The sequence below is a fragment of the Achromobacter sp. K91 genome (assembly GCF_003576205.1).
GTDB lineage: Bacteria > Pseudomonadota > Gammaproteobacteria > Burkholderiales > Burkholderiaceae_B > Achromobacter > Achromobacter aegrifaciens.
On sequence record NZ_QWFB01000035.1, the window covers coordinates 23,164 to 41,905 of the forward strand.

20 protein-coding genes and 1 pseudogene are annotated in these 18,742 nt (G+C 65.9%); 5 read left to right on the forward strand and 16 right to left on the reverse strand.

Annotation, left to right across the window (positions count from 1 at the left end; all coding sequences use genetic code 11):
- The first annotated feature begins 7 nt into the window (after window positions 1-7).
- On the forward strand, window positions 8-1,321 hold the full coding sequence (locus tag DXK93_RS17755) for a YihY family inner membrane protein (protein WP_054458580.1): 1,314 nt from the start codon (window positions 8-10) through the stop codon (window positions 1,319-1,321).
- Window positions 1,322-1,359: 38 nt separating this feature from the next.
- Complete coding sequence (locus DXK93_RS17760) at window positions 1,360-1,818, forward strand: CBS domain-containing protein (RefSeq protein WP_054458582.1); 459 nt, start codon at window positions 1,360-1,362, stop codon at window positions 1,816-1,818.
- Window positions 1,819-1,846: 28 nt separating this feature from the next.
- On the opposite strand, the gene dusA is transcribed toward DXK93_RS17760, so the two are convergent.
- Window positions 1,847-2,863, reverse strand: coding sequence for a tRNA dihydrouridine(20/20a) synthase DusA (dusA, locus tag DXK93_RS17765; RefSeq protein ID WP_082401337.1), 1,017 nt, complete (start codon window positions 2,861-2,863; stop codon window positions 1,847-1,849).
- Between the two features lie 185 nt (window positions 2,864-3,048).
- Here dusA and DXK93_RS17770 point away from each other — a divergent pair, with 185 nt between their 5' ends.
- Both DXK93_RS17770 and DXK93_RS32325 read left to right on the forward strand, forming a co-directional pair.
- Entirely contained in the window at window positions 3,049-4,017 is a 969-nt protein-coding gene (locus DXK93_RS17770) for a homoserine kinase (RefSeq protein WP_119450729.1), read from the forward strand.
- A 66-nt stretch (window positions 4,018-4,083) separates the two neighbouring features.
- Window positions 4,084-4,887, forward strand: a complete 804-nt coding sequence (locus DXK93_RS32325; protein ID WP_225590555.1) for a BPSS1780 family membrane protein — start codon at window positions 4,084-4,086, stop codon at window positions 4,885-4,887.
- Between the two features lie 9 nt (window positions 4,888-4,896).
- Here DXK93_RS32325 and DXK93_RS32330 read toward each other — a convergent pair.
- Window positions 4,897-5,004 (reverse strand): annotated as a pseudogene (locus DXK93_RS32330) (DUF192 domain-containing protein); the annotation flags it as partial.
- Here DXK93_RS32330 and DXK93_RS32335 point away from each other — a divergent pair.
- Entirely contained in the window at window positions 4,973-5,119 is a 147-nt protein-coding gene (locus DXK93_RS32335) for a hypothetical protein (protein ID WP_225589319.1), read from the forward strand. The pseudogene DXK93_RS32330 and the gene DXK93_RS32335 overlap by 32 nt on opposite strands.
- 7 nt (window positions 5,120-5,126) lie before the next feature.
- Here the strand turns inward: DXK93_RS32335 and DXK93_RS17780 are convergent, their stop codons facing one another.
- From DXK93_RS17780 to DXK93_RS17845, 14 genes are all read right to left on the reverse strand, one after another.
- Window positions 5,127-5,999 carry a type II secretion system F family protein gene (locus DXK93_RS17780; protein ID WP_119450730.1) on the reverse strand — a complete coding sequence of 291 codons (873 nt, stop codon included), beginning with the start codon at window positions 5,997-5,999 and terminating at the stop codon, window positions 5,127-5,129.
- 14 nt (window positions 6,000-6,013) lie between these two features.
- The gene (locus tag DXK93_RS17785; RefSeq protein WP_119450731.1) at window positions 6,014-6,859 is read right to left on the reverse strand and encodes a type II secretion system F family protein; all 846 of its coding nucleotides are present in this window, start codon (window positions 6,857-6,859) and stop codon (window positions 6,014-6,016) included.
- Window positions 6,856-8,550, reverse strand: coding sequence for an ATPase, T2SS/T4P/T4SS family (locus tag DXK93_RS17790; protein WP_119450732.1), 1,695 nt, complete (start codon window positions 8,548-8,550; stop codon window positions 6,856-6,858). The genes DXK93_RS17785 and DXK93_RS17790 overlap by 4 nt, the downstream gene beginning before the upstream one ends.
- Entirely contained in the window at window positions 8,547-9,917 is a 1,371-nt protein-coding gene (locus DXK93_RS17795) for a type II and III secretion system protein family protein (protein ID WP_119450733.1), read from the reverse strand. The genes DXK93_RS17790 and DXK93_RS17795 overlap by 4 nt, the downstream gene beginning before the upstream one ends.
- On the reverse strand, window positions 9,914-10,768 hold the full coding sequence (gene cpaB / locus DXK93_RS17800) for a Flp pilus assembly protein CpaB (RefSeq protein WP_119450734.1): 855 nt from the start codon (window positions 10,766-10,768) through the stop codon (window positions 9,914-9,916). The genes DXK93_RS17795 and cpaB overlap by 4 nt, the downstream gene beginning before the upstream one ends.
- Window positions 10,765-11,550 carry a hypothetical protein gene (locus tag DXK93_RS17805; RefSeq protein WP_119450735.1) on the reverse strand — a complete coding sequence of 262 codons (786 nt, stop codon included), beginning with the start codon at window positions 11,548-11,550 and terminating at the stop codon, window positions 10,765-10,767. Before DXK93_RS17805 ends, cpaB begins: the two co-directional genes overlap by 4 nt.
- The gene (locus tag DXK93_RS17810; RefSeq protein ID WP_119450736.1) at window positions 11,547-12,164 is read right to left on the reverse strand and encodes a pilus assembly protein; all 618 of its coding nucleotides are present in this window, start codon (window positions 12,162-12,164) and stop codon (window positions 11,547-11,549) included. The genes DXK93_RS17805 and DXK93_RS17810 overlap by 4 nt, the downstream gene beginning before the upstream one ends.
- Window positions 12,161-13,579: a pilus assembly protein TadG-related protein gene (locus DXK93_RS17815; RefSeq protein WP_119450737.1), complete on the reverse strand. Its 1,419-nt coding sequence runs from the start codon at window positions 13,577-13,579 to the stop codon at window positions 12,161-12,163. Before DXK93_RS17815 ends, DXK93_RS17810 begins: the two co-directional genes overlap by 4 nt.
- Window positions 13,576-13,842 carry a hypothetical protein gene (locus tag DXK93_RS17820; protein ID WP_054458606.1) on the reverse strand — a complete coding sequence of 89 codons (267 nt, stop codon included), beginning with the start codon at window positions 13,840-13,842 and terminating at the stop codon, window positions 13,576-13,578. Before DXK93_RS17820 ends, DXK93_RS17815 begins: the two co-directional genes overlap by 4 nt.
- A 371-nt stretch (window positions 13,843-14,213) precedes the next feature.
- On the reverse strand, window positions 14,214-15,062 hold the full coding sequence (locus DXK93_RS17825) for a MaoC/PaaZ C-terminal domain-containing protein (RefSeq protein ID WP_119450738.1): 849 nt from the start codon (window positions 15,060-15,062) through the stop codon (window positions 14,214-14,216).
- Window positions 15,063-15,113: 51 nt separating this feature from the next.
- Entirely contained in the window at window positions 15,114-16,034 is a 921-nt protein-coding gene (locus DXK93_RS17830) for an SDR family NAD(P)-dependent oxidoreductase (RefSeq protein ID WP_054458610.1), read from the reverse strand.
- A gap of 62 nt (window positions 16,035-16,096) precedes the next feature.
- On the reverse strand, window positions 16,097-17,122 hold the full coding sequence (locus DXK93_RS17835; protein WP_054458611.1) for a tripartite tricarboxylate transporter substrate binding protein: 1,026 nt from the start codon (window positions 17,120-17,122) through the stop codon (window positions 16,097-16,099).
- A gap of 42 nt (window positions 17,123-17,164) precedes the next feature.
- On the reverse strand, window positions 17,165-17,377 hold the full coding sequence (locus tag DXK93_RS17840) for an acetyl-CoA carboxylase biotin carboxyl carrier protein subunit (RefSeq protein ID WP_054458613.1): 213 nt from the start codon (window positions 17,375-17,377) through the stop codon (window positions 17,165-17,167).
- Window positions 17,374-18,741, reverse strand: coding sequence for an acetyl/propionyl/methylcrotonyl-CoA carboxylase subunit alpha (locus tag DXK93_RS17845; RefSeq protein WP_119450757.1), 1,368 nt, complete (start codon window positions 18,739-18,741; stop codon window positions 17,374-17,376). The genes DXK93_RS17840 and DXK93_RS17845 overlap by 4 nt, the downstream gene beginning before the upstream one ends.
- Window position 18,742 lies beyond the last annotated feature (1 nt).

Consider the following 18,742-nt stretch of genomic DNA (forward strand, 5'->3'; position numbering starts at 1 on the left):
TCGCCTGATGAATCGCCCCGCCGAGCCTGCCGCCGCGACGCCGGCGGCCACCGAGCACTCGACCTCGCGCTCTTCATGGATCGCGAGGGCCGGACGTGTTGTGCGCTTCAGCGCTGAACGCGCCAGCGAAGAGAAACTGCTGCAGGTCGCGTCCAGCCTCACCTTCACGACCGTCCTGGCCATCGTGCCGATGCTGGCCGTGGTCCTGTCGCTGTTTACTGCTTTTCCGGTATTCCAGGAATTCCGCGTCGCGCTCGAGGATTTCCTGACCAACAGCCTGATGCCGCCGTCCGTCTCGGACAACATCATGGATTACCTGAATCAGTTCGCGCGCCAGGCTTCACGCTTGACCGCCATCGGCGGCGTATTCCTGCTGATCACCTCGCTGTTGCTGATCATGACGATCGACAAGGCGTTCAACGACATCTGGCACGTGACGCGCCAACGCCCGCTGCGGCAGCGCGCGCTGGTGTACTGGGCCATCATCACGCTGGGCCCCGTCGTGGCCGGCGCCAGCCTTTGGGCGACTTCGTTCGTGGCGCGCGAATCGCTGGGCCTGGTGCGGGACGTGCCCGAAGCCGTCAGCGTTGCGGTGTCGTTCATCCCGCTGGTGTTGACCGCCCTGGGTTTTGCCACGCTGTTCGTCATGGTCCCGAACCGCGAGGTTCTCTGGCGCGATGCCCTGGTCGGGGGCTGCGTGACTGCGATCGTGCTGGAAATCATGAAGTCGGCTTTCGCCTACTACCTGACCCGCTTCCCCACCTACACCGTCATTTACGGCGCATTCGCCACCCTGCCCATCTTCCTGCTCTGGATCTACCTGTCATGGCTGGCCGTGCTGCTGGGAGCCATCCTGGCGTCCAGCGCGCCGCTGATCCGGCTGGGCCGCTGGGAAATCAACCGCTATCCGGGCGCGCCCTTCGTGGACGCCGTGGATGCGCTGCGCACGCTGCGCCAGGCGCAGACGGCCAATCCGCCCGGACTGCCCGCCAATCTGCTGGCCGCGCAATTGCGCCTGCACCAGGACGAACTGAACGAAGTCCTCGAAACCCTGGCTGAAATGGGCTTGGCGACGCGCAGCCCCGAAGGCCTCTGGGTTCTGACCTGCGACGCCCGGCAAACCTCGATGGAACCCGTGGTGGACCGTTTTCTGCTGGACCGCGGCCAGCCCAGGGTCCGCAATGACCCCGAGATATTGCGAGTCGCCTCGGCCGTGATTTCCCAGCAAAATGCGCCCACGCTGGAAGAAGTCTGCGGAGAAGCGCAAAATACCGAAAATGGAATCGCTCCCGTGCTGCAGCTGGAAGCGAAAAAGAATTAGCAAATAGCATTAGGGCGTAAACCGCCCAGGAGGAACCGATGTTGAAGGTCAGCGAGATTTTGCGCGTCAAGGGCGATACGCTCTATACGGCGTCGCCCGACATGCCTGTGTCCCAGGCCGTGCAAACAATGAGCGAGCAGGACATAGGCTCGCTGGTGATCATGGAATTCGGGACGCTGACCGGCATGCTCACGTTCCGCGAGATCATCCGCCACATGCATGCGCATGGCGGCGCCGGCGACACCACCATCCGTTCCATCATGGACGATGCCCCGGTCAGCGTGTCCCCCAACACCAGCGCCGACGAAGTGCAGCGCCTGATGCTCGAAAAGCACGCGCGCTACATTCCGGTCATGGACGGCCCCACCCTGATGGGCGTCATTTCGTTCTACGACATGGCCCAGGCCATCGTGGCGGCCCAGCAATTCGAAAACAACATGCTGAAGGCCTATATCCGCGATTGGCCCACGGAAAGCGCCGAACCGGCCAAGTCCTGAGCCCGCGGCCAGCTTGGCTGGCCCCTCGTCAAACCCCAGCCGGCGCCGCTTCGATCGCGGCGCCGCGCATATCCGGCGCATGCCGCTGGCTGCGCCAGGCATCGTAGATCAGTTCAGGGTTGTTCGCGGCCAGCAGGGCCGGATCGGACAGCATGCGGCGCCAGCGGCGCGCACCGGACTGGCCATTCACCAGCCCCAGCATGGGCCGCGTCATCACCCGCAGGGGCACGCCCCGCGCGACCTGCCGCGTCGCATATCCCATCATCGCGTCCACCACCTGCGCATCGCTGGGCAGCCGCAGCGACGGCCATAGCTGCAAGGACACCTCGGACAGCACTCGCGGCGTGTGCCAGGCAGCCCGGCCCAGCATGACACCGTCGAAATCGCCCGCGGCGCGCACGGACTGCTCGGCGTCGGCCAGACCGCCGTTGAGCACGAACGTGCAATCCGGGAAGTCGCGCTTCAATTGGCGCACCACGTCGTAGCGCAGAGGCGGAATCTCGCGGTTGTCCTTGGGCGTCAGGCCCTTGAGTACCGCATTGCGGGCATGGGCGATGAACACCCGGCAGCCGGTGTCGTAGATCTTGCCGACGAAATCGCGGACAAACGCGTAGGACTCGTCGTAATCCAGGCCAAGCCGGTGTTTGACGGTGACAGGGATATCCACGGCATCCTGCATGGCCTTCATGCAATCGGCCACCAGGGCGGGCTCCGCCATCAGGCAGGCGCCGAACGCGCCCTTCTGCACCCGTTCTGACGGGCAACCGCAATTCAGGTTGATCTCGTCGTAACCCCACTTTTTTCCCAGCCTGGCCGAATGCGCCAGGGCGTCGGGTTCGCTGCCGCCCAATTGCAAGGCCACGGGATGCTCGGCCTCGTCAAAGTCCAGGTGCCGCTCGACATTGCCGTGCAGCAACGCGCCGGTGGTGATCATTTCCGTGTACAAGCGTGCGCGCGGCGCCAGCAGCCGGTGGAAATAACGGCAATGGCGGTCGGTCACATCGATCATGGGGGCGACGCACAGCCGCCAGTCGGGGGAGTCCAAGAATCACTCTACAAAACAAGGGGATGCGGTATTTTACGGTGCTTGGCGGCTTTGTGTCTGGCGGGCGGCCGTATCCGCTCCACCGCAAGTCGGACATACTGGCCCGCCATGTGGTCTAAAATTGCGCCGCCGCAGCCGAAACCGGCATGCGCGCGCGCCCGTCAACCCCTAGATCCCGCATATCAATGGCCGTATTCACCCCTGTCTCCGAAGACGACGCTCGCGCCCTACTGGCGCATTTCGATCTGGGCGAGTTTGTCTCGCTTCGGGGGATTACGGCGGGTATCGAGAATACCAACTACTTCCTGTACACGACCCGCGGCGAATATGTGCTGACGCTGTTCGAGGTGCTGACGCAGGCCCAGTTGCCTTTCTATATCGAGCTGATGTACCACCTGGCCGAGCGCGGCATTCCCGTGCCCCGGCCCCAGACCCTGCGCGACGGCACTCGCCTGACGACCCTGCACGGCAAGCCCTGCGCCATCGTTTCACGCCTGCCCGGCGGCTACGAACCCGCTCCCGGCCCGGCGCATTGCGCCCTGGCCGGCGCCACGCTGGCCCGCGCCCACCTGGCCGGACGCGACTTTCCGCTGCACCAGCCCAACCTGCGCGGACTGTCCTGGTGGCTGGAAACGGCACCCAAGGTCATGCCCTTCCTGGAACCGGCGCAAGCCCAACTGCTGTCGGCGGAGCTGGCCGACCAGCAGGCCGCCGCCGCAACGCCGGCCTGGCAGACATTGCAGACCGGCCCGGCCCACTGCGACCTGTTCCGGGACAACGTCCTGTTCGCCGGCACCTTCGAAGATCCGCTCATGGGCGGCATCATCGACTTCTACTTCGCCGGCTGCGACACCTGGCTGTTCGACGTGGCGGTGAGCGTCAACGACTGGTGCATCGAACGCGACACGGGTGAATTCGTGCCCGAACTGGTCGAGTCCTGGTTGGCAGCCTACGCGGCCGTGCGCCCGTTCACCGACGCGGAACGCGAGGTCTGGCCGCTGATGCTGCGGGCCGCCGCGCTGCGCTTCTGGATATCGCGCCTGTATGACTTTTTCCTGCCGCGGCCGGCTCAGACCCTGAAACCGCACGACCCCCGGCATTTCGAAAGAGTGTTGCAAGCGCGCCACCGCCCTGGCCTGCCAATATTGCCGTAACCGTTGCTCCCCCCATAATGGGGATAGCGCGTCCCTTTTTGAGAGATCTCCCCCCTTTAAAGAGCCATGCAAGCAGCATTCCTCCCCGCGACATCCGGCTGGCAATGGGTCCGAGACGGCTTCCGTCTGTTCCGCAAGCAACCTCTGGCCATGTTCACCTGGGCCATGGCCATCAGCCTTCTGGTCATCTTCGCCACCGCGACGCCGCCGGTCGGACCCATACTGGTGGTGGCGCTGATGCCCATCATCACGCTGATGACGCTATCGGCGTGCAAGCATGTCGAAGCCGACCGCATCATGCTGCCCTCGATGTGGGCCAAGCCGCTCAAGCAGCCTGGCGTATTCAGGAAACTGTTCCTGATGGGGCTGCTGTACGCGGCGCTCTGCATTGCGACCGGCCTGATCATCTTCCTGCCATTCACGGACGCGATGGTCGAGGGCATGCGCATTGCCTCCGTGGAAAAGTCCATGGAGCCCATCCTGTCCGCCATGGCCGTTCCGCTGACTTTGTTCGCGATCGTGTATGTCGTGATCGCCGCGCTGTTCTGGCACGCCCCCGTCCTGGTCGCCTGGCATGGACTGCGCCTGGTCCAGGCGCTGTTCTTCTCCGGCATCGCCTGCTGGCGCAACAAGCTGCCGTTCCTGGTCTACGGCGCCACCTGGATCCTGGTGTTTCTTTTCATCGACCTGTGCGCCGGCCTCCTGGTCGCCATCGGCCTGTCGCCCCAGCTTGCCGGCACGCTGCAGATTCCCTTCAATATCGCCGCGGGTGGCGTGCTGTACTGCAGCTTCTATCCTGCCTATACCTCCGTATTCGGTATCGAGAACGCCGGCGCGCATCTCGACGACAGCAACGGCGCCCAGGCATGACGCCATGCGGCAGGGCGCCAGCGCCCTGCGCACAGCAAGCACCCTTCCCTGCCGCGATATGAACGCCACGTCGATGGCATAGCGCATGCCAAAGGTATGCACCGCGGCGCAATGCATCAGCAAGATGCCGGACCGCGGCCCCGGCGGCTTGCGTCCCAGCAAGCCGCGCGCGCGGCCGCAGCAGCTGGCGACCTTGAGTAGCCTGAGTCCGCCGCGCCGCGCCGATGGCTGACCGCCAGTCATTGCACGCTCTGCAGCAATTGCACCATGACCGGAAAGGCCAGCACGATGAACGTGCAGGGGAAGATGCAGCCGATCAGCGGCAGCAGCATCTTCACCGGAGCCTGCATCGCCAGCTGTTCCGCACGCACGTGACGATCGCTGCGGGCTTGCGCCGCCTGTGCCCGCAATACTGGACCCAGGCTTATCCCGAGCCCTTCGGCCTGCGCCAGGGCGGCCGCCCAGTTACGCGCAAGCGGGCTATTGCTGCGTTCCGCCAAGGCCTTGATCGCGGCGGTCCTGGAAACCCCCGCACGCATCTCTGCCAGCGCGTCAGCCAGGGCATCTCGCAGTATGCCCGCCGGTCCGCTCTGGGCGGCCATCTGCAATGCCCCATGCACGCTCAGCCCCGCTTCCACACACAAGGTCATCATGTCGAACACGAAAGGCAGGTCGCGTTCGATGCTGCGCCGCCGGTTGCTGCTCAAATTGCGCAACCAAAGCCCCGGCGCGGCGCCTGCCGCCAGCGCTGACGCTACCATCCAGGGAATCCATTCCCAGGACCGTGCCTGCGCCAAGACGAGGGCGACCGCCGTAGTCAACCCGCCGGCAGCCATGGCCGCGCTCCAACACAGCGCCGCGACATGCGCGTAGCTGATGCCGGCGGGCAGCGCCGCCCGCTCGATGGCGCGAGTCAGCCGTATGCGCCAACGCCAGGAACATAAAGGCCCTGCCACGGGCGCCACCGCGGAAATCCAGGGCCAAGCCGCTCGCCACCACCACGGCAAGGCGGACGACGCACCCTCGCTGTCCAGCAGCAATGGCTTAAAAACCCCCCATGCCAACCATCCCGCAGCCAGGGCGGCCGTCAACAGGCTCAAGTAAAGCCACATCGCATCCGCTCCCGTCAGATATCGATCCGGACAATGCGCCGGATCAGCAGCATGCCCGCGGTCTCCAGTACCGCCACGATCGCCAACACGCCCCAACCCACGGGCGTATGCCACAGCAGGCCCATGATTTCCGGCTCCAGCCGGTCCAGCACGGCAAGCAGCAGCAAAGGCAAAGCGCCCACGATCCAGGCCTGCATACGTCCCTGCGAGGTCAGCGCCAGCAGCTTCGCCTGCAACTGCAGGCGGGCGCGCAGGGTCTGCGCGATGCTTTCCAGCGCCTCTGCCAGGTTGCCTCCCGTCTGCGCCGCGATGCGCATGGCCGCTACGACGAGCGCGGTCGAATCGGCCGGCATGCGGCCACGCAGGTTTTCAAGCGCGCCGTCCCATGGCACGCCCATGCGCTGCTCGCGCAACATCAGGCCGAACTCCTGGGCCAAGGGCGCGCTGCTCTGCTCGACGACGTGGCGCAGGCCGGTGGTCAATGCCACGCCAGCGCGCAGGGCGGAGGCGAGCATCAACAGCGCCATCGGCAGTTGCTGCTCGAACCGCCGGGCACGGCGCCGCCGCAACCCATTCACCAGCGTCCTGGGCAGGCGCGAGGCAAGCGCCGCGGCCAAGGCGGCGACAAAGCCGCTGCCCGTCGCAGCAAAGGCCAAGGCCGCCGCCATCGCCGCGCAAGCCACCGCGCCAGCCCACAATTGGGCGGGGTCTATGAATAAGAACACCTCGCTCAGACGCAGGCCCGCCTCCTGGGTGTAGACCTCGCGGTAGCGGCGCAGCGCTGGCGCAAACCAGTGTTGGGCACGCCACGCCAGCAGCAGCACGCATACCATGGCGGCTCCCGCAGATAGCCAGATCATGTCGCTCCTTGCGCAAAAACGGTGGTCCCCGGCGCCGCCTGCTCGGTGTTGGAGAACCAGGCGGGATCGAAGGCCTCCTCGGCCTGCGTCCATTCGCGCGCAAAGCCGGGCAAGGCGCCGCAGCCCGTGAAGCCGCCCATGCGGTCGTAGCGGAACAGATCCTGCAGCTGTATGCGTCCGCTTTCCATGCCCGTAATCTCCGCTATCGACGTCACGACGCGACGCCCGTCGCCCAGCCTCGCCTGCTGCACCAAGATATCCACGCTGGCCGCGATATGCTCGCGCACGGCGGCCAGAGGCAGATCGAGCCCGGCCATCAGGATCATCGATTCCAGCCGCCCCAGCGCGTCGCGTGGCGAGTTGGCATGCAGCGTCGTCAGGGAGCCTTCGTGCCCGGTGTTCATGGCGGTCAACATGTCGAATGCCTCCGCCCCGCGGCACTCGCCCACGACGATCCGGTCTGGCCGCATGCGCAGCGCGTTGCGCACGAGTTCGCGGATGTCGATGCGCCCTCGCCCCTCCTGGTTGGCCGGACGCGCCTCCAGCGCCACCAGATGATCATGGTTCAGGCGCAGCTCCGCCGCATCTTCGATGGTGACCACGCGCTCGCCGTCGGGAATCTCGTTGGACAGGATGTTGAGCAACGTGGTCTTGCCCGCCCCGGTCCCTCCAGATACCACCAGATTCCTGCGCATCCTCACGCAGAGCGCCAGGAATTGCGCCATGGCGCCGCTCAGCGTCCCCGCAGCGATCAGATCGGACATTCCGGGGCGCCGCTGTGGAAATTTGCGTATGGTCAGGCTGGCGCCCCTAAGGGCCACCGGCGGAATGATGGCGTGCACCCGGGACCCGTCGGCCAGGCGCGCATCCACCATCGGAGAACTTTCATCGATGCGTCGCCCCAAGGGTGTGACGATGCGCTCTATGACCCAGCGCAGCGATTGCTCGCTGGTAAAGGCCGCCTGATGGCGCGACAGGCGGCCGGCGCGTTCGACATAGATCTCGTCGTGGCGATTGACCATGATCTCCGTAATGTCGGCAGCGGCGAGCAAGGGCTCCAGCGGCCCCAGGCCGACGGCTTCGTCAAGCACCTCGCGGCAAAGCGCAGCCCGGTCCACCCCCGGCGGCAAGTCGGTGTCCGTGGCGACGATATGCGTCAGCAGCCGTTCGGCCTCGGCGCGCAGCATGCTGTCGCTCATGCCCGCCACGTCGCGGCGGCGCAGATCCAGCGCCGCCAGCAGCGCCGCGTGCAGCCGCCGGCGCTCCTGCAACGGATGTGGCAGTGGCAGAACCGGCACTGGCGTCGCCGGCGCGGGCAGCATCGGCGGTTCCTGCACGGCAGCCATGTCGCGGGCGACGCTTTCAGCCGCCGCACCGTCCACGCCCCCGTTGCGCTCCGGGATGTCCGCCAGCGACACCCGCAGCCGGCAGGGCCCGATCAGTATTTCGTCGTCGGGCAACACCGGGGCGTGGCGCACGATCCTCGCGCCGTTCACGAGGGTTCCGCCCAACGTACCCAGGTCTTCGAGCACGATCCCCGCCGCTTCGCGCAACAAGCGGGCGTGCTGGCGCCCCACTCTCCAGTTCACGATGCGCACCCCGCAATGCGCGCCCCTTCCTATCAACGCGGGAACAGCCACCGTGGATCTGTGCACGGAGGCGTCTTCAAACATCATTTCCACGTCGATCATGGCCGAGTTTCCGAAGAAGGAATCGGCGCGCCGTCTTGCGGCGAGCCCCACTGCGAACCGGTGCCGGCGTGGGCATCCCACCCTGCCGCGGCAGGCACGGCGGAGCCCAGGCGGGGCGGCACGGGAAAAGCCGCTTCGAGCACGCCACGTCCCCGCCGCACGCGGTCCGCCATGGCGGGCTCGGCCTGCGTAATCAGTTTGGGCGTCACGAATATGGCAAGTTCGGTTTCCCGCAATTGATAGCGCCGGGACGAAAACAAGGCCCCCAGAACCGGGATGTCTTTCAGCCATGGCAGGCCATCGCTGGTCTCGTCCCGCTCGCGCGACAGGAAGCCGCCGATGACCAGCGTATCGCCGGACCGCACGTTGAATTCGGTGGATGCGCGGCGCGTGCGTAGCGCCGGTCCGCCCGGCACGCTCAGCGCGTTGTCCACCGAACTCGCCTCTACCTCGATCAAGGATCGGATGATCCCGTTGCGATCGATGCGAGGGGTGATCCTGAGCATGACGCCATAGGGCTTGAACATCGTGGTCGCGTTGCCGCGCGTGTCGGTCGACGAGTAAGGAACCTCTCCGCCGGCCAGGAAGGTGGCGCTGGCGCCGCTGCGCGCGAGCAATTGAGGTTGGGCCAGCATGACGGCCTCGCCGCTTTGCGCCAGCATCGCGATCCGGGACGACAACAGCGCATTGACGCCGAAGTAGCCAGCCGCCGAAGAGACCGGGCCCACTGTTTCTATGATCCCTTCGCCTGGACGGTTCATGCGCCCCCTGGACCCCGCATCCCAGGCCAGGCCGGCGTTGATGCCGCCTTGCGACAGCCCGTCCCAGCGCACGCCCAGATCCCTCAGCCTTGAGGTGGGGATCTCCACGACCTGAACGTCCAGCTGCACCATGCGATCCCAACCCACTTGGCCGGTAAAGTCCAGCACTGCGGGATAGCGGTCCGCCAGGGCCGTGATGCGCAATCGGTCATCGTCGGAAAGATCGTCGCCCTCGATCAGGATGCGACCGCCCACCTCAGTACTGCGCGCGCCGGGAATGCGGGCAAGCAAGGCCTCGACCTCTGCCCGCAGACGCGGCGCGCCGGCCGGCACGACCCTCAGTTCATAGGCCTTGGCGCGCCCGGCGTTTGCCCAGATGTGCAGTGACGAAACACCCTCGGCGCGGGCAAAGACCACGACCTCGCGCCCTTCGGCCTCGATGGCGCCCACGACCTGGCCGTTGCCTATCGCCACGCGCTTGACCCCGGGGTGCGACAGAATCCGCGTTTCACCCACCTGAAGTTCAATCACCTCATCCTCCGCCCGCGCTGCGGGATTGGCCAACCAGAGCACGCAGGCAAACATGCTGATGACGGCGCGTCTCATGGCCGCCCCCGCTGAAGTCGAGCCGGGCCTGCACTTTCCACATCCATTGCTCCTGTGCCTGCCGAGGGGTCCAGCCTGTCTCCGTACAGGATGGCCACGCCCGGCGCATTCCGGGGTTCCAGGTCCAATCCGATCAGGGTGGCAAGGTCGCCCTGCGCGGCGCCGCTGACCATTGCGGCATCATCGCGATGGCGCAACATCGCGGTCAGCGCCCCGCTCTGCCGCGCCGCCACGAATCGCATTGCCTCATCCGGCGTCGCTGCCAAGGTGATATTGCCGCCCTTGGTTTCGCCCTCGGCGTCGCCTCCCACCATCAGCACGCGCATGCCTTGCAGGAGGGGCACCGTCATCTCCCGCTGCCGATGCGAAAAACTCACATAGATGTCGATGGCATCGCCTACGCGCAGGACTTCCGCCAGGCCGCCCAGGTCCGTCGCCGCCACGGTCAATGCGCGTTGCCCGCTGCGCAAGCGGGACGCCAAGGCCGGGGCCGGAGGACTGAATGTCAGATGCCCCCGCAGCAAGGGCTCACCATTGGCGACATCGGCCAGCAAGGTGGCGCCAAGCAAACTGGCAAGATCCAGGGGATCGATGCTGGCCCGGGACACCCAAGGCTGCGGAATCTCGCGCACTGCCAGGTGCACCTCTTCGAGTTGCGTGCCAGCAGGCAGGTCGTACGCCGCGACCAGCCGGCTGACCATCGGCGTGCGCGCCTCTGCCTCCAGCGCCTGGACCCGCTGCTGCACGTGTTCCCGCACCGCCCACGCGGATACCAGCCCCGCAATCAGTGCTATGGCATACACGCCCATTCGGCGCAGACGCGGCGCTACATGGGTGATCCAGTTCGTCATGGCACTCTTCCGCTGACCAGAAGGCCGGTGCCACCGTCCAGCGGCACCAGCGACAGCCGCATGCGGGAGCCGGAGCGGACCCACCAGTGCGCCGAATCCTCGGAGACGGGCATGCGACGCCAGCCATTCCGGAGCAGGTGCTGCTCCAGCTGCGCAGCCAACTGCCCCGGAGGCAAGGCGTATTGCCAGATCCGCTCAGAAACGCGTACGCCGTCCTCCATCAAGGCAATGTCCAGCCTGAGGCGACCGCCGGCGGGCAGCCAGGCAGGTGAAGCGCTTTCAGGCACGGCCAGAAGGCTGACCGCCGAAATGCTTCCGGCTGTCCGACGGGAGCCCAGGCCTTCCAGCTGGATGACCCATTGCTCCTGCCCCACCCTACCCGACAGAATCGCCTGACCGGACAACACGTTGAGATTGACCAGGGCGGGCTGCTGGGCAGACAGGTAACGGATCAGCTCCGCCGTACTGAGCGGCGCATCGAACACCAGCACACGCGCCGGGATTCCATGCAACCAGATGCTTTCCCCTAACAATCCGCGACGCGAACCTGCGGGCAGACGCAAGGCCTCCAGCGCGGTAACGCCTGGCCTGCTCCCGCCGGCCTCCCCGCCGCTCGTCACGAGATGCTGAGCTGCGGCGACATTGCGCCACCCTACGGCCGCAACAGCCACGGCGCCGGCCATCAACAGACGCAGCGTCTTTGTCATAGCCACGGTTCGCCAGCCGTCTTCCCGTGATGGGGCAAAACCCGCAAGGGGCGCCGAAAAGCGCAGGCCGATCATTTGCCCGCCCCCTTGCGGCTGGCAAGCCGCTCCCCAGGCACCACATCCGCCCATTCAGACAACCAGTCCAGCGACAGGCCGGGCCTGCGCCAGGGTCCGTCCAGGCGATCGACAACAGGCTTCAAGCGTCGGGCCTCGGCCACCGAGGCGCGTTCCGCCCTGTGCCAGGACGTAGGCGCCCGGCCGATCCGGCGCTGCGCGTCGGCATCGCCGTCCGCATAGCCGGCGCCGCTTGCCACATGCGTGCGGCGGGCGATGCGCAACCAGGCCGCGCTGTCCCGATCGAATCGCGCAGCGCTTGCCGTCACCGACAGCAGTCTCAGATCCACGCCGAACCATTCGTCCTGCAAGACGTTGACCTGTGCCGGTGCGATACCCGATAACGTGCTGGCCTTGCCCGAGAGTGCCATGCCGCCAGCTATGGACGAATTCCGCATGGGTTGCCCCAAGGCGCCGGCCATCGCGGTCTTGCGGCTGGCCTGTGCCATTTCCTGCGCCGTGAACTGCAATCCGCCAATCCAGGACGCCGCCCACAGCAGCAGGGCCAGCAGCGGCAACATCAGCAACGCTTCGACCAGAGCCTGCCCTTGCTGGCGCGTGGGGATCCGGTTCATGGCGCCCGCCTTGCCTGCGCGGCCTCTGCGGCGCTGACGGCGGACAAGCGCGCCTGCCAGTAAGGGCGGAAAAGCGTGGCAAGTTCATCACGGCCATCGGCCCGGCGTTCCGGCCGTGCAAAATAGGTTTCCGCCGCGGAAGTGACGGTGACGGCGTCTTCCGGTCCCAGTGCGGCATAGCGGAACGCCCCCAAGGGTGTCCGGACTGCGCTGTCGCCATCCGTGGTTTTCAAGGATGCGCCGGCAAGCCGGACGGTCACCGCGAAACGCAGGGGATCGCCGCTGCGTGGCAAGGCGATGTCGCGATAGGCTGGCAGGCCCCGCCCCGGCCAGCGCTGAGCGGCAGCCATGGCGTACGAATTGGCCATGGGATTGGTGAAGCCGTCGAGCAGATCCCAGTTGGTCGACTGTTCCACCCAGCGCCAGAAATCCTGTTCGGAAAAATCGAGCGGTGGCTCTTCCACGTACTCCAGGCCTTCGGGCGCCTTGATCTTCTGGCCTTGCGCCGTGCCCCAGCCCACGGCGTATTCGCGGAAATAGCAGCCCCTCCAGCGGTTGAATCGCAGCGCATGGTAGGACTGGGTATCAAGAGCGCCCCAACGTCCATCCGGCCCCAACCAGGTGGAACCGCGGCGCCGCAACTCGTGACGATGCAAAGGGCACAGCGGATGGACCATCCACGGATTGCGGCGCGTGACGTTGCGGCGGTGGAGAAACCCGTACCGTTCCGCCGCTTGCTCGACGGCGGGCCGCAATCCCGCCTCGCGCGTGGCCAGGCGACGCCCCACGTATCCGGGCCAGCCATCGGTCAGCAGCCGCAGGCTCAGGCCCCGGACATGCGCGGCATCGCCATCGGGCAGCGAAGCATCGTTCGACAGATTGGCGTACAGCACTTTCTTCATGATGCGTTCGCGCGAAGCCGCCAAGCCTGAAACAGCGGACGCCGCGGCTGCTTCCAGAACCTGGTGGACCACTCTGTCGTGCTCGCCAAACGCCGACGCGAGCCTCTGCTCGGCGTCGGGCACTGCCCGCACCGTTTGGTAGGCTGCCCCCACATCGGGGCCGAACAACATGGCGATCAGCCCGGCGGGCGGATTGCGGCGGTCGCGCTGCGATTGCATGGTGCGGGCGTACTGCGCCGAGGCAGCCAGCGTGACCAGATGCGCCATGGCGACCTGATGCGCGATCTGTGTGCGGTTGATGTAGGCCAGGGCATTGAGCGCGCGCGCTTGCTCCAGCGCGCCGCTGTAGGCGGCCGCGTCCGCGGCATGCGTCAGCCGCTGCCGCGCTCCCACGGTTTGCCCCAGGTTGTACAGCACGACCAGGGATATGCCTCCCACCGCCGCCATCAACAGACCCAGCACCAGCGCCTGGCCGCGCTGTTGAGCAAGCGGTGCGCAAGAACGCGCGTTCACTTCGCGTCCGTGGCATTGCCGGTGAAGGACTTGAGCGAACGGGCCTTGGTCTGCGCCGCCGCTTTTTGCGCCGCCTGTTGTGCCGCGCGGCTCTGCGCACCGCCGTCTTCGCCGGCAAGTTCACGCGCCATGGCGGCGGTCTGCGATCGCACCACCTGGCCGAAATACTGGTACACCGCGATGGCCGCCACCGCGACCAAGGCCACGACCACCACGTATTCCGTCATACCCTGTCCCGACTGACGCTTCCGCAACCCTGACATATCCGTTCTCCGGCACTGTGAAGACAGGCTTCAGTGTCGGCGTCTGCCCCCGGCCTCGCCATTCGCGGATGCCGAGGCGGATAAAGTGATCACGGGTCCGTTGACAGTTCACGGGCGGCGGCAGCCCGCCCAGGCTGGCCACCGCGCAAAACGGCATGAATCTTGTAACCCTTTAATATTCAAGGGTTTTCCCTATTGTTCGACCTATGGCTCAGCAGTAGATTTGAGTTGCCGGGCTGTCTGACACCCATCGCGTGCGAAGCCGGGCAGGAGCGCCTCAGACTCACCTTGAGCTGGGGCGCTCTTCCATTTTGCGGCGCGCAAATGCCCCGCTCGGGACAACAGCCCGGACTCGCCCGCCCTACCCAGCGCTAAGCGACCCGCAACACCCCATTGTCAATGACGATCGCGTCGCGCTCGATGACTTTCGCCCGGAAGGAGCCATCCCGCCAGACGTCTACGCTCAGCGTCTCGCCGGGATACATCGGCCCGGAAAACCGCAGCGACACGGAACGCACCGCCCTGTTGCCCGCAGGCTGCAACTGCCTGGCGACAGTGTGCGACACCAGGCCAAACGTACACAGGCCATGCAGTATGGGGCGGGGAAAGCCGGCTGCCTGGGCGACCTGCGGATCGCAGTGCAACGGGTTGTAGTCGCCATTAAGGCGATACACCAGCGCCTGCTCGGGCCGGGTGCGCGCCTGCACGGTCCAGTCTGGCGGCCCGCCGGGCATGGCGTGCGCCGGGCGCGCCTGCCTGCCCGCGTTCGCCATGCCGCCATCGCCCCTGAGCACGTGGGTCGCGAAAGTCCGTGCGATGAGCTGCCCCGTGCCGGCATCCGTCAACGTTTTTTCGGAATACAGCAACAGCCCCTTCTCGCCCTTGTCGACAACCTCCACGACGCGGGTCTTGCCTGTCAGTTCGCCGGCGGCGGGTATGGGATGGAACAGTTCCATTCCCTGTTCGCCGTGCAGCAAGCGCACCGTATCGGCCCCGATATCGGGCGCATCCAGCCAGAAGCCCGGATAGCCCAGCACCACCGCCATGTAGGGCAGCACCAGCGGATCATGCCGCCTGCCCACGTAGGCCAGGTCGGAGGCATCCACAGGATCCTGTCCCAAGCCCACCGACAGCGCGTACAGCATGACATCCCGCTCGGTGTAGCGCTGCCTGATTTCCGGCAATTCGTAGCTCATCAGTTGCTCATGGCTCAAGCGCATGACGTTTCTCCCTTTGGTCCCGAAGACACATCCATGACCACGGCGTCCGGTTCAGATCGGATCCCAGCTCATCACGTCGGGCGAACGCTCCAGCGGATAGAAGTGCTTCTGCATTGCCGGAATGGCGACCTCGGCAATGCGCTGCGGCGTCCAGCCTTCGCTGAAATGGACGGAGCGCAAGGGCCGCGGCTGGCTCATCAGCATGATTTCGTTGGCACGCACTGCGAATATCTGGCCGCTGACCTCGCGCGCGGCGTCGCTGAGCAAGTACACGGCCATCGGCGCAATCTTGCCCGCCTCCATTTTCTTGAGCTTTTCCACGCGGTCCCGCTGTTGCGGCGTATCGGTGGGGATGGAACTGGTCATGCGGCTCCAGGCCGAAGGGGCGATGCAGTTGGAGCGCACGCCATACCGCCCCATATCCAGCGCAATCATCTTGGACAGGGCCACGATGCCCAGCTTGGCCGCTCCGTAATTGGCCTGGCCAAAGTTGCCGATCAGCCCTGAAGTCGAGGTCATGTGCACCATCGCGCCGCTCTCCTGTTCGCGAAAGTGCGTGGCAGCAGCCCTGCTGACGAAGAATGTGCCATCCAGATGCACCGCGATGACGGCCCGCCATTCTTCCTCGCTCATCTTGTGGAAAGAGCGGTCGCGCAGGTTGCCCGCGTTGTTGACCACGCCATCGATGCGGCCGAAGTGATCCATGGCGCACTGGACGATGGCGTTGGCGGACGCGTACGTCGCGACTGAATCGAAGTTGGCGACGGCCGTCCCGCCCGCGGCGCGGATCTCGGCGACGACTGCGTCCGCAGGCGCCACCGCGGCGGACAGGTCATCGCCATTGAGCGCGACCCCGATATCGTTGACCACGACCTTGGCGCCCTCGGCCGCCAATTGCAAAGCTATCTCTCGGCCGATGCCGCCCCCGGCCCCGGTCACCACCGCCACTTTGCCTTCCATCATGCGTTCCATGCCTGTGTCTCCTCAAAGCGGGCCTGCCGGCTGCCTGCGGCAGACCCGATACTGTCGATTGCCTACTCGGTCGTTACGTTGGCGCGGCGCACCACCTCGGCCCACTTCCTGCCCTCGCTGCCGATGAAGGCGGCGAACTCCGCGGGCGTATCGGGATTGGGCACCGCTCCCTGGTCGCGGATCTGCTTCTGCATGTCGGGCGTCTGGATGATGGCGACCACCTGCTTGTTGATCTCCGACACGACGTCGTCCGGCGTCTTGGCGGGCGCCCACAGGCCGAACCACGACACGACCTCGTAGCCGGGCACGCCCGCCTCCGCCACGGTGGGCACGTCGGGCAGCTGGTCGCTGCGCTGGGCCGAGGTCACTGCCAGCACCTTCAGCCGGCCCGCCTTGATATGCGGCAACGCCGAAGGCAGGTTGTCGAAGATCATCGAGATCTGGCCGCCCAGCAGATCCGTCACGGCCGGCGTGCTGCCTTTGTAGGGCACGTGCACCATGTCGACGCCGGTCATCATCTTGAACGTCTCGCCTGACATGTGCAGCGTGCTTCCGTGTCCGGAAGAGCCGAAGGTGAGCTTGCCGGGATGGGCGCGGCCGTAGGCGATCAGCTCCTTCACGGTGTCGTATGGCGCGTTCTTGGGCACCACCAGGGCATTCGGCACCATGGCGGTACGCGTGATCGGCGCGAAGTCCTTGATCGCGTCGTAGGGCATGGATTTGTAGAGACTGGGATTGATGGCGTGCGTGCCTATCGTGCCCATCACGAGCGTGTAGCCGTCCGGCGCGGCGCGCGCCACCTGCGCGGTGCCGATGTTGCCGCCCGCGCCGGGCTTGTTTTCGACCACCACGGACACGCCCCAGTGTTCGCTCAGGCGCTGGCCTATCACGCGTGCCAGGATATCGGTCGTGCCGCCCGCCGAGAACGGCACGTTTATCGTCACCGGCTTGTTGGGAAAGCCCTGCGCCGTCTGCGCGCCCGCCGCGCCGGCGCCCAGCAGGGCCGCCACTCCCAGCAACGCCAGGAACGTCAGGGGACGCTTGCGCGCAGAAGCTGCGGGCGCGTCTTTTTTGATTGTCTTGAACATAGTCTCCTCGCTTTTCTTATCCAGGTTCAGAGGCGGTCCGCCTCAATCCAGCACAGCAAGATCCTGCCCTTCCTCCACTTCATCGCCGACCGCAACCAGAATCTGCGCGATACGGCCTGCTGCCTCGCTTTCCACGGGAATTTCCATCTTCATGGACTCGACCTTGAAGGCCTCGTCGCCCGTCTGAATCCGTGCCCCCTCTTCCACGCAACACGCGACCACACGGCCTGCCACGTTGGAGACGATTTTTTTCATGCCAGCTCCTTTACCGACTCTGTTGAAATCACTGCCTGCAAGCCGTCAACGGTCATCGCACCGGCCTGGAACCGCTCCGACGCGAGCACCTGAAGAATCATGGGAATGTTGGTCTTGATGCCCTCTATCCGCATCGCGCCGAGCGCGCCGGTCAACTCGCGGATGGCGGCGGCGCGATCATCGGCATGCGCGATGACTTTCGCCACCATGGGGTCGTAATGGCTGGAAACCCGGTTGCCCTGCGCGTAGCCCGTCTCTATCCGCAGGCCTGGGCGAGGCGGCGGCAACTCGAACGCTTTCAGAACGCCGGGAGATGGCAGGAAGCGCACGGGATCCTCGGCATACACGCGCGCCTCGATCGCATGTCCCGCGACGGCAGGCGGCCTGTCAATCACCGACGACAGCTTTTCGCCCGCAGCCAGACGGATTTGCGCCTGCACGATGTCCACGCCGGTGACCGCTTCCGAGATGGCGTGCTCGACCTGCAGGCGCGTGTTGACCTCCAGGAACGAAAAGCCGCTGTCCGGCGTGTACAGCATCTCCACCGTTCCGATGACGTCGTAGCCGATCTTCCCCAGGATCGCCGACAGCCGTTCGGCCATGCCAGCCACGGCCTGGCGGTCGATGGCCGGCGCCGGCGCTTCCTCGATCACCTTCTGGTATCTGCGCTGGGTGGAACAGTCCCGTTCGAACAGGGACAGGACATTGCCAAACCTGTCCGCCAGGAACTGGAATTCGATATGCCGCGGCGACGGCACGAAACGCTCCAGGTACAGCGCGGCATTGGCAAACGCCTTTTCGGCCATGCCGCTGGCGCGTTCCCAGCAGTCGGACAGCGATTGCGGATCGTGGACGGGGATCATGCCTATGCCTCCGCCACCGCCCGCAGGCTTGATCAGCACCGGATACCCGAGTGCGTCGGCGGCCTGGCGTACCGCGACCATGTCGTCGCGAGGCAGGATGCCGGTGCTGCCGCCTGCCTGCAGGCCATGCCGTTGCATCAACTCGCGCGCGCTCGCCTTGTTGCCCAGCACATCGATCCACCTGGACGAAGGTCCGATGAAGCAATGCCCCGCCGCTTCCACTCTGCGTGCGAATTGCGCGTTCTCGGAAAGGAATCCGTAGCCCGGATGCAGCGCATCGGCTCCACAGCGCGCCATGACCTCAAGCAGCAGGTCCTGGTTGAGATAGCTGGCCCGCGCCGGCGCGGGCCCGATGCAGTAGCTCTCATCGGCCTGGAGCACGTACGGCAGGTCGGCATCGGTCTCGGAGTACACCGCCACGGATTGCAGGCCCAGCGCCTTCACGGCACGCAGGATGCGCGCGGCAGCGGCCCCCCGGTTGGCAATCAGGATCTTCTTCATC

Coding starts and splice junctions, on each gene's coding strand:
- DXK93_RS17755 (WP_054458580.1), top strand. CDS start 8: ATGAATCGCCCCGCCGAGCCTGCCGCCGCGACGCCGGCGGCCACCGAG.
- DXK93_RS17760 (WP_054458582.1), top strand. CDS start 1,360: ATGTTGAAGGTCAGCGAGATTTTGCGCGTCAAGGGCGATACGCTCTAT.
- DXK93_RS17770 (WP_119450729.1), top strand. CDS start 3,049: ATGGCCGTATTCACCCCTGTCTCCGAAGACGACGCTCGCGCCCTACTG.
- DXK93_RS32325 (WP_225590555.1), top strand. CDS start 4,084: ATGCAAGCAGCATTCCTCCCCGCGACATCCGGCTGGCAATGGGTCCGA.
- DXK93_RS32335 (WP_225589319.1), top strand. CDS start 4,973: ATGCCAAAGGTATGCACCGCGGCGCAATGCATCAGCAAGATGCCGGAC.
- DXK93_RS17780 (WP_119450730.1), bottom strand. CDS start 5,999: ATGTGGCTTTACTTGAGCCTGTTGACGGCCGCCCTGGCTGCGGGATGG.
- DXK93_RS17785 (WP_119450731.1), bottom strand. CDS start 6,859: ATGATCTGGCTATCTGCGGGAGCCGCCATGGTATGCGTGCTGCTGCTG.
- DXK93_RS17790 (WP_119450732.1), bottom strand. CDS start 8,550: ATGATCGACGTGGAAATGATGTTTGAAGACGCCTCCGTGCACAGATCC.
- DXK93_RS17795 (WP_119450733.1), bottom strand. CDS start 9,917: ATGAGACGCGCCGTCATCAGCATGTTTGCCTGCGTGCTCTGGTTGGCC.
- cpaB (WP_119450734.1), bottom strand. CDS start 10,768: ATGACGAACTGGATCACCCATGTAGCGCCGCGTCTGCGCCGAATGGGC.
- DXK93_RS17805 (WP_119450735.1), bottom strand. CDS start 11,550: ATGATCGGCCTGCGCTTTTCGGCGCCCCTTGCGGGTTTTGCCCCATCA.
- DXK93_RS17810 (WP_119450736.1), bottom strand. CDS start 12,164: ATGAACCGGATCCCCACGCGCCAGCAAGGGCAGGCTCTGGTCGAAGCG.
- DXK93_RS17820 (WP_054458606.1), bottom strand. CDS start 13,842: ATGTCAGGGTTGCGGAAGCGTCAGTCGGGACAGGGTATGACGGAATAC.
- DXK93_RS17825 (WP_119450738.1), bottom strand. CDS start 15,062: ATGCGCTTGAGCCATGAGCAACTGATGAGCTACGAATTGCCGGAAATC.
- DXK93_RS17830 (WP_054458610.1), bottom strand. CDS start 16,034: ATGGAACGCATGATGGAAGGCAAAGTGGCGGTGGTGACCGGGGCCGGG.
- DXK93_RS17835 (WP_054458611.1), bottom strand. CDS start 17,122: ATGTTCAAGACAATCAAAAAAGACGCGCCCGCAGCTTCTGCGCGCAAG.
- DXK93_RS17840 (WP_054458613.1), bottom strand. CDS start 17,377: ATGAAAAAAATCGTCTCCAACGTGGCAGGCCGTGTGGTCGCGTGTTGC.
- DXK93_RS17845 (WP_119450757.1), bottom strand. CDS start 18,741: ATGAAGAAGATCCTGATTGCCAACCGGGGGGCCGCTGCCGCGCGCATC.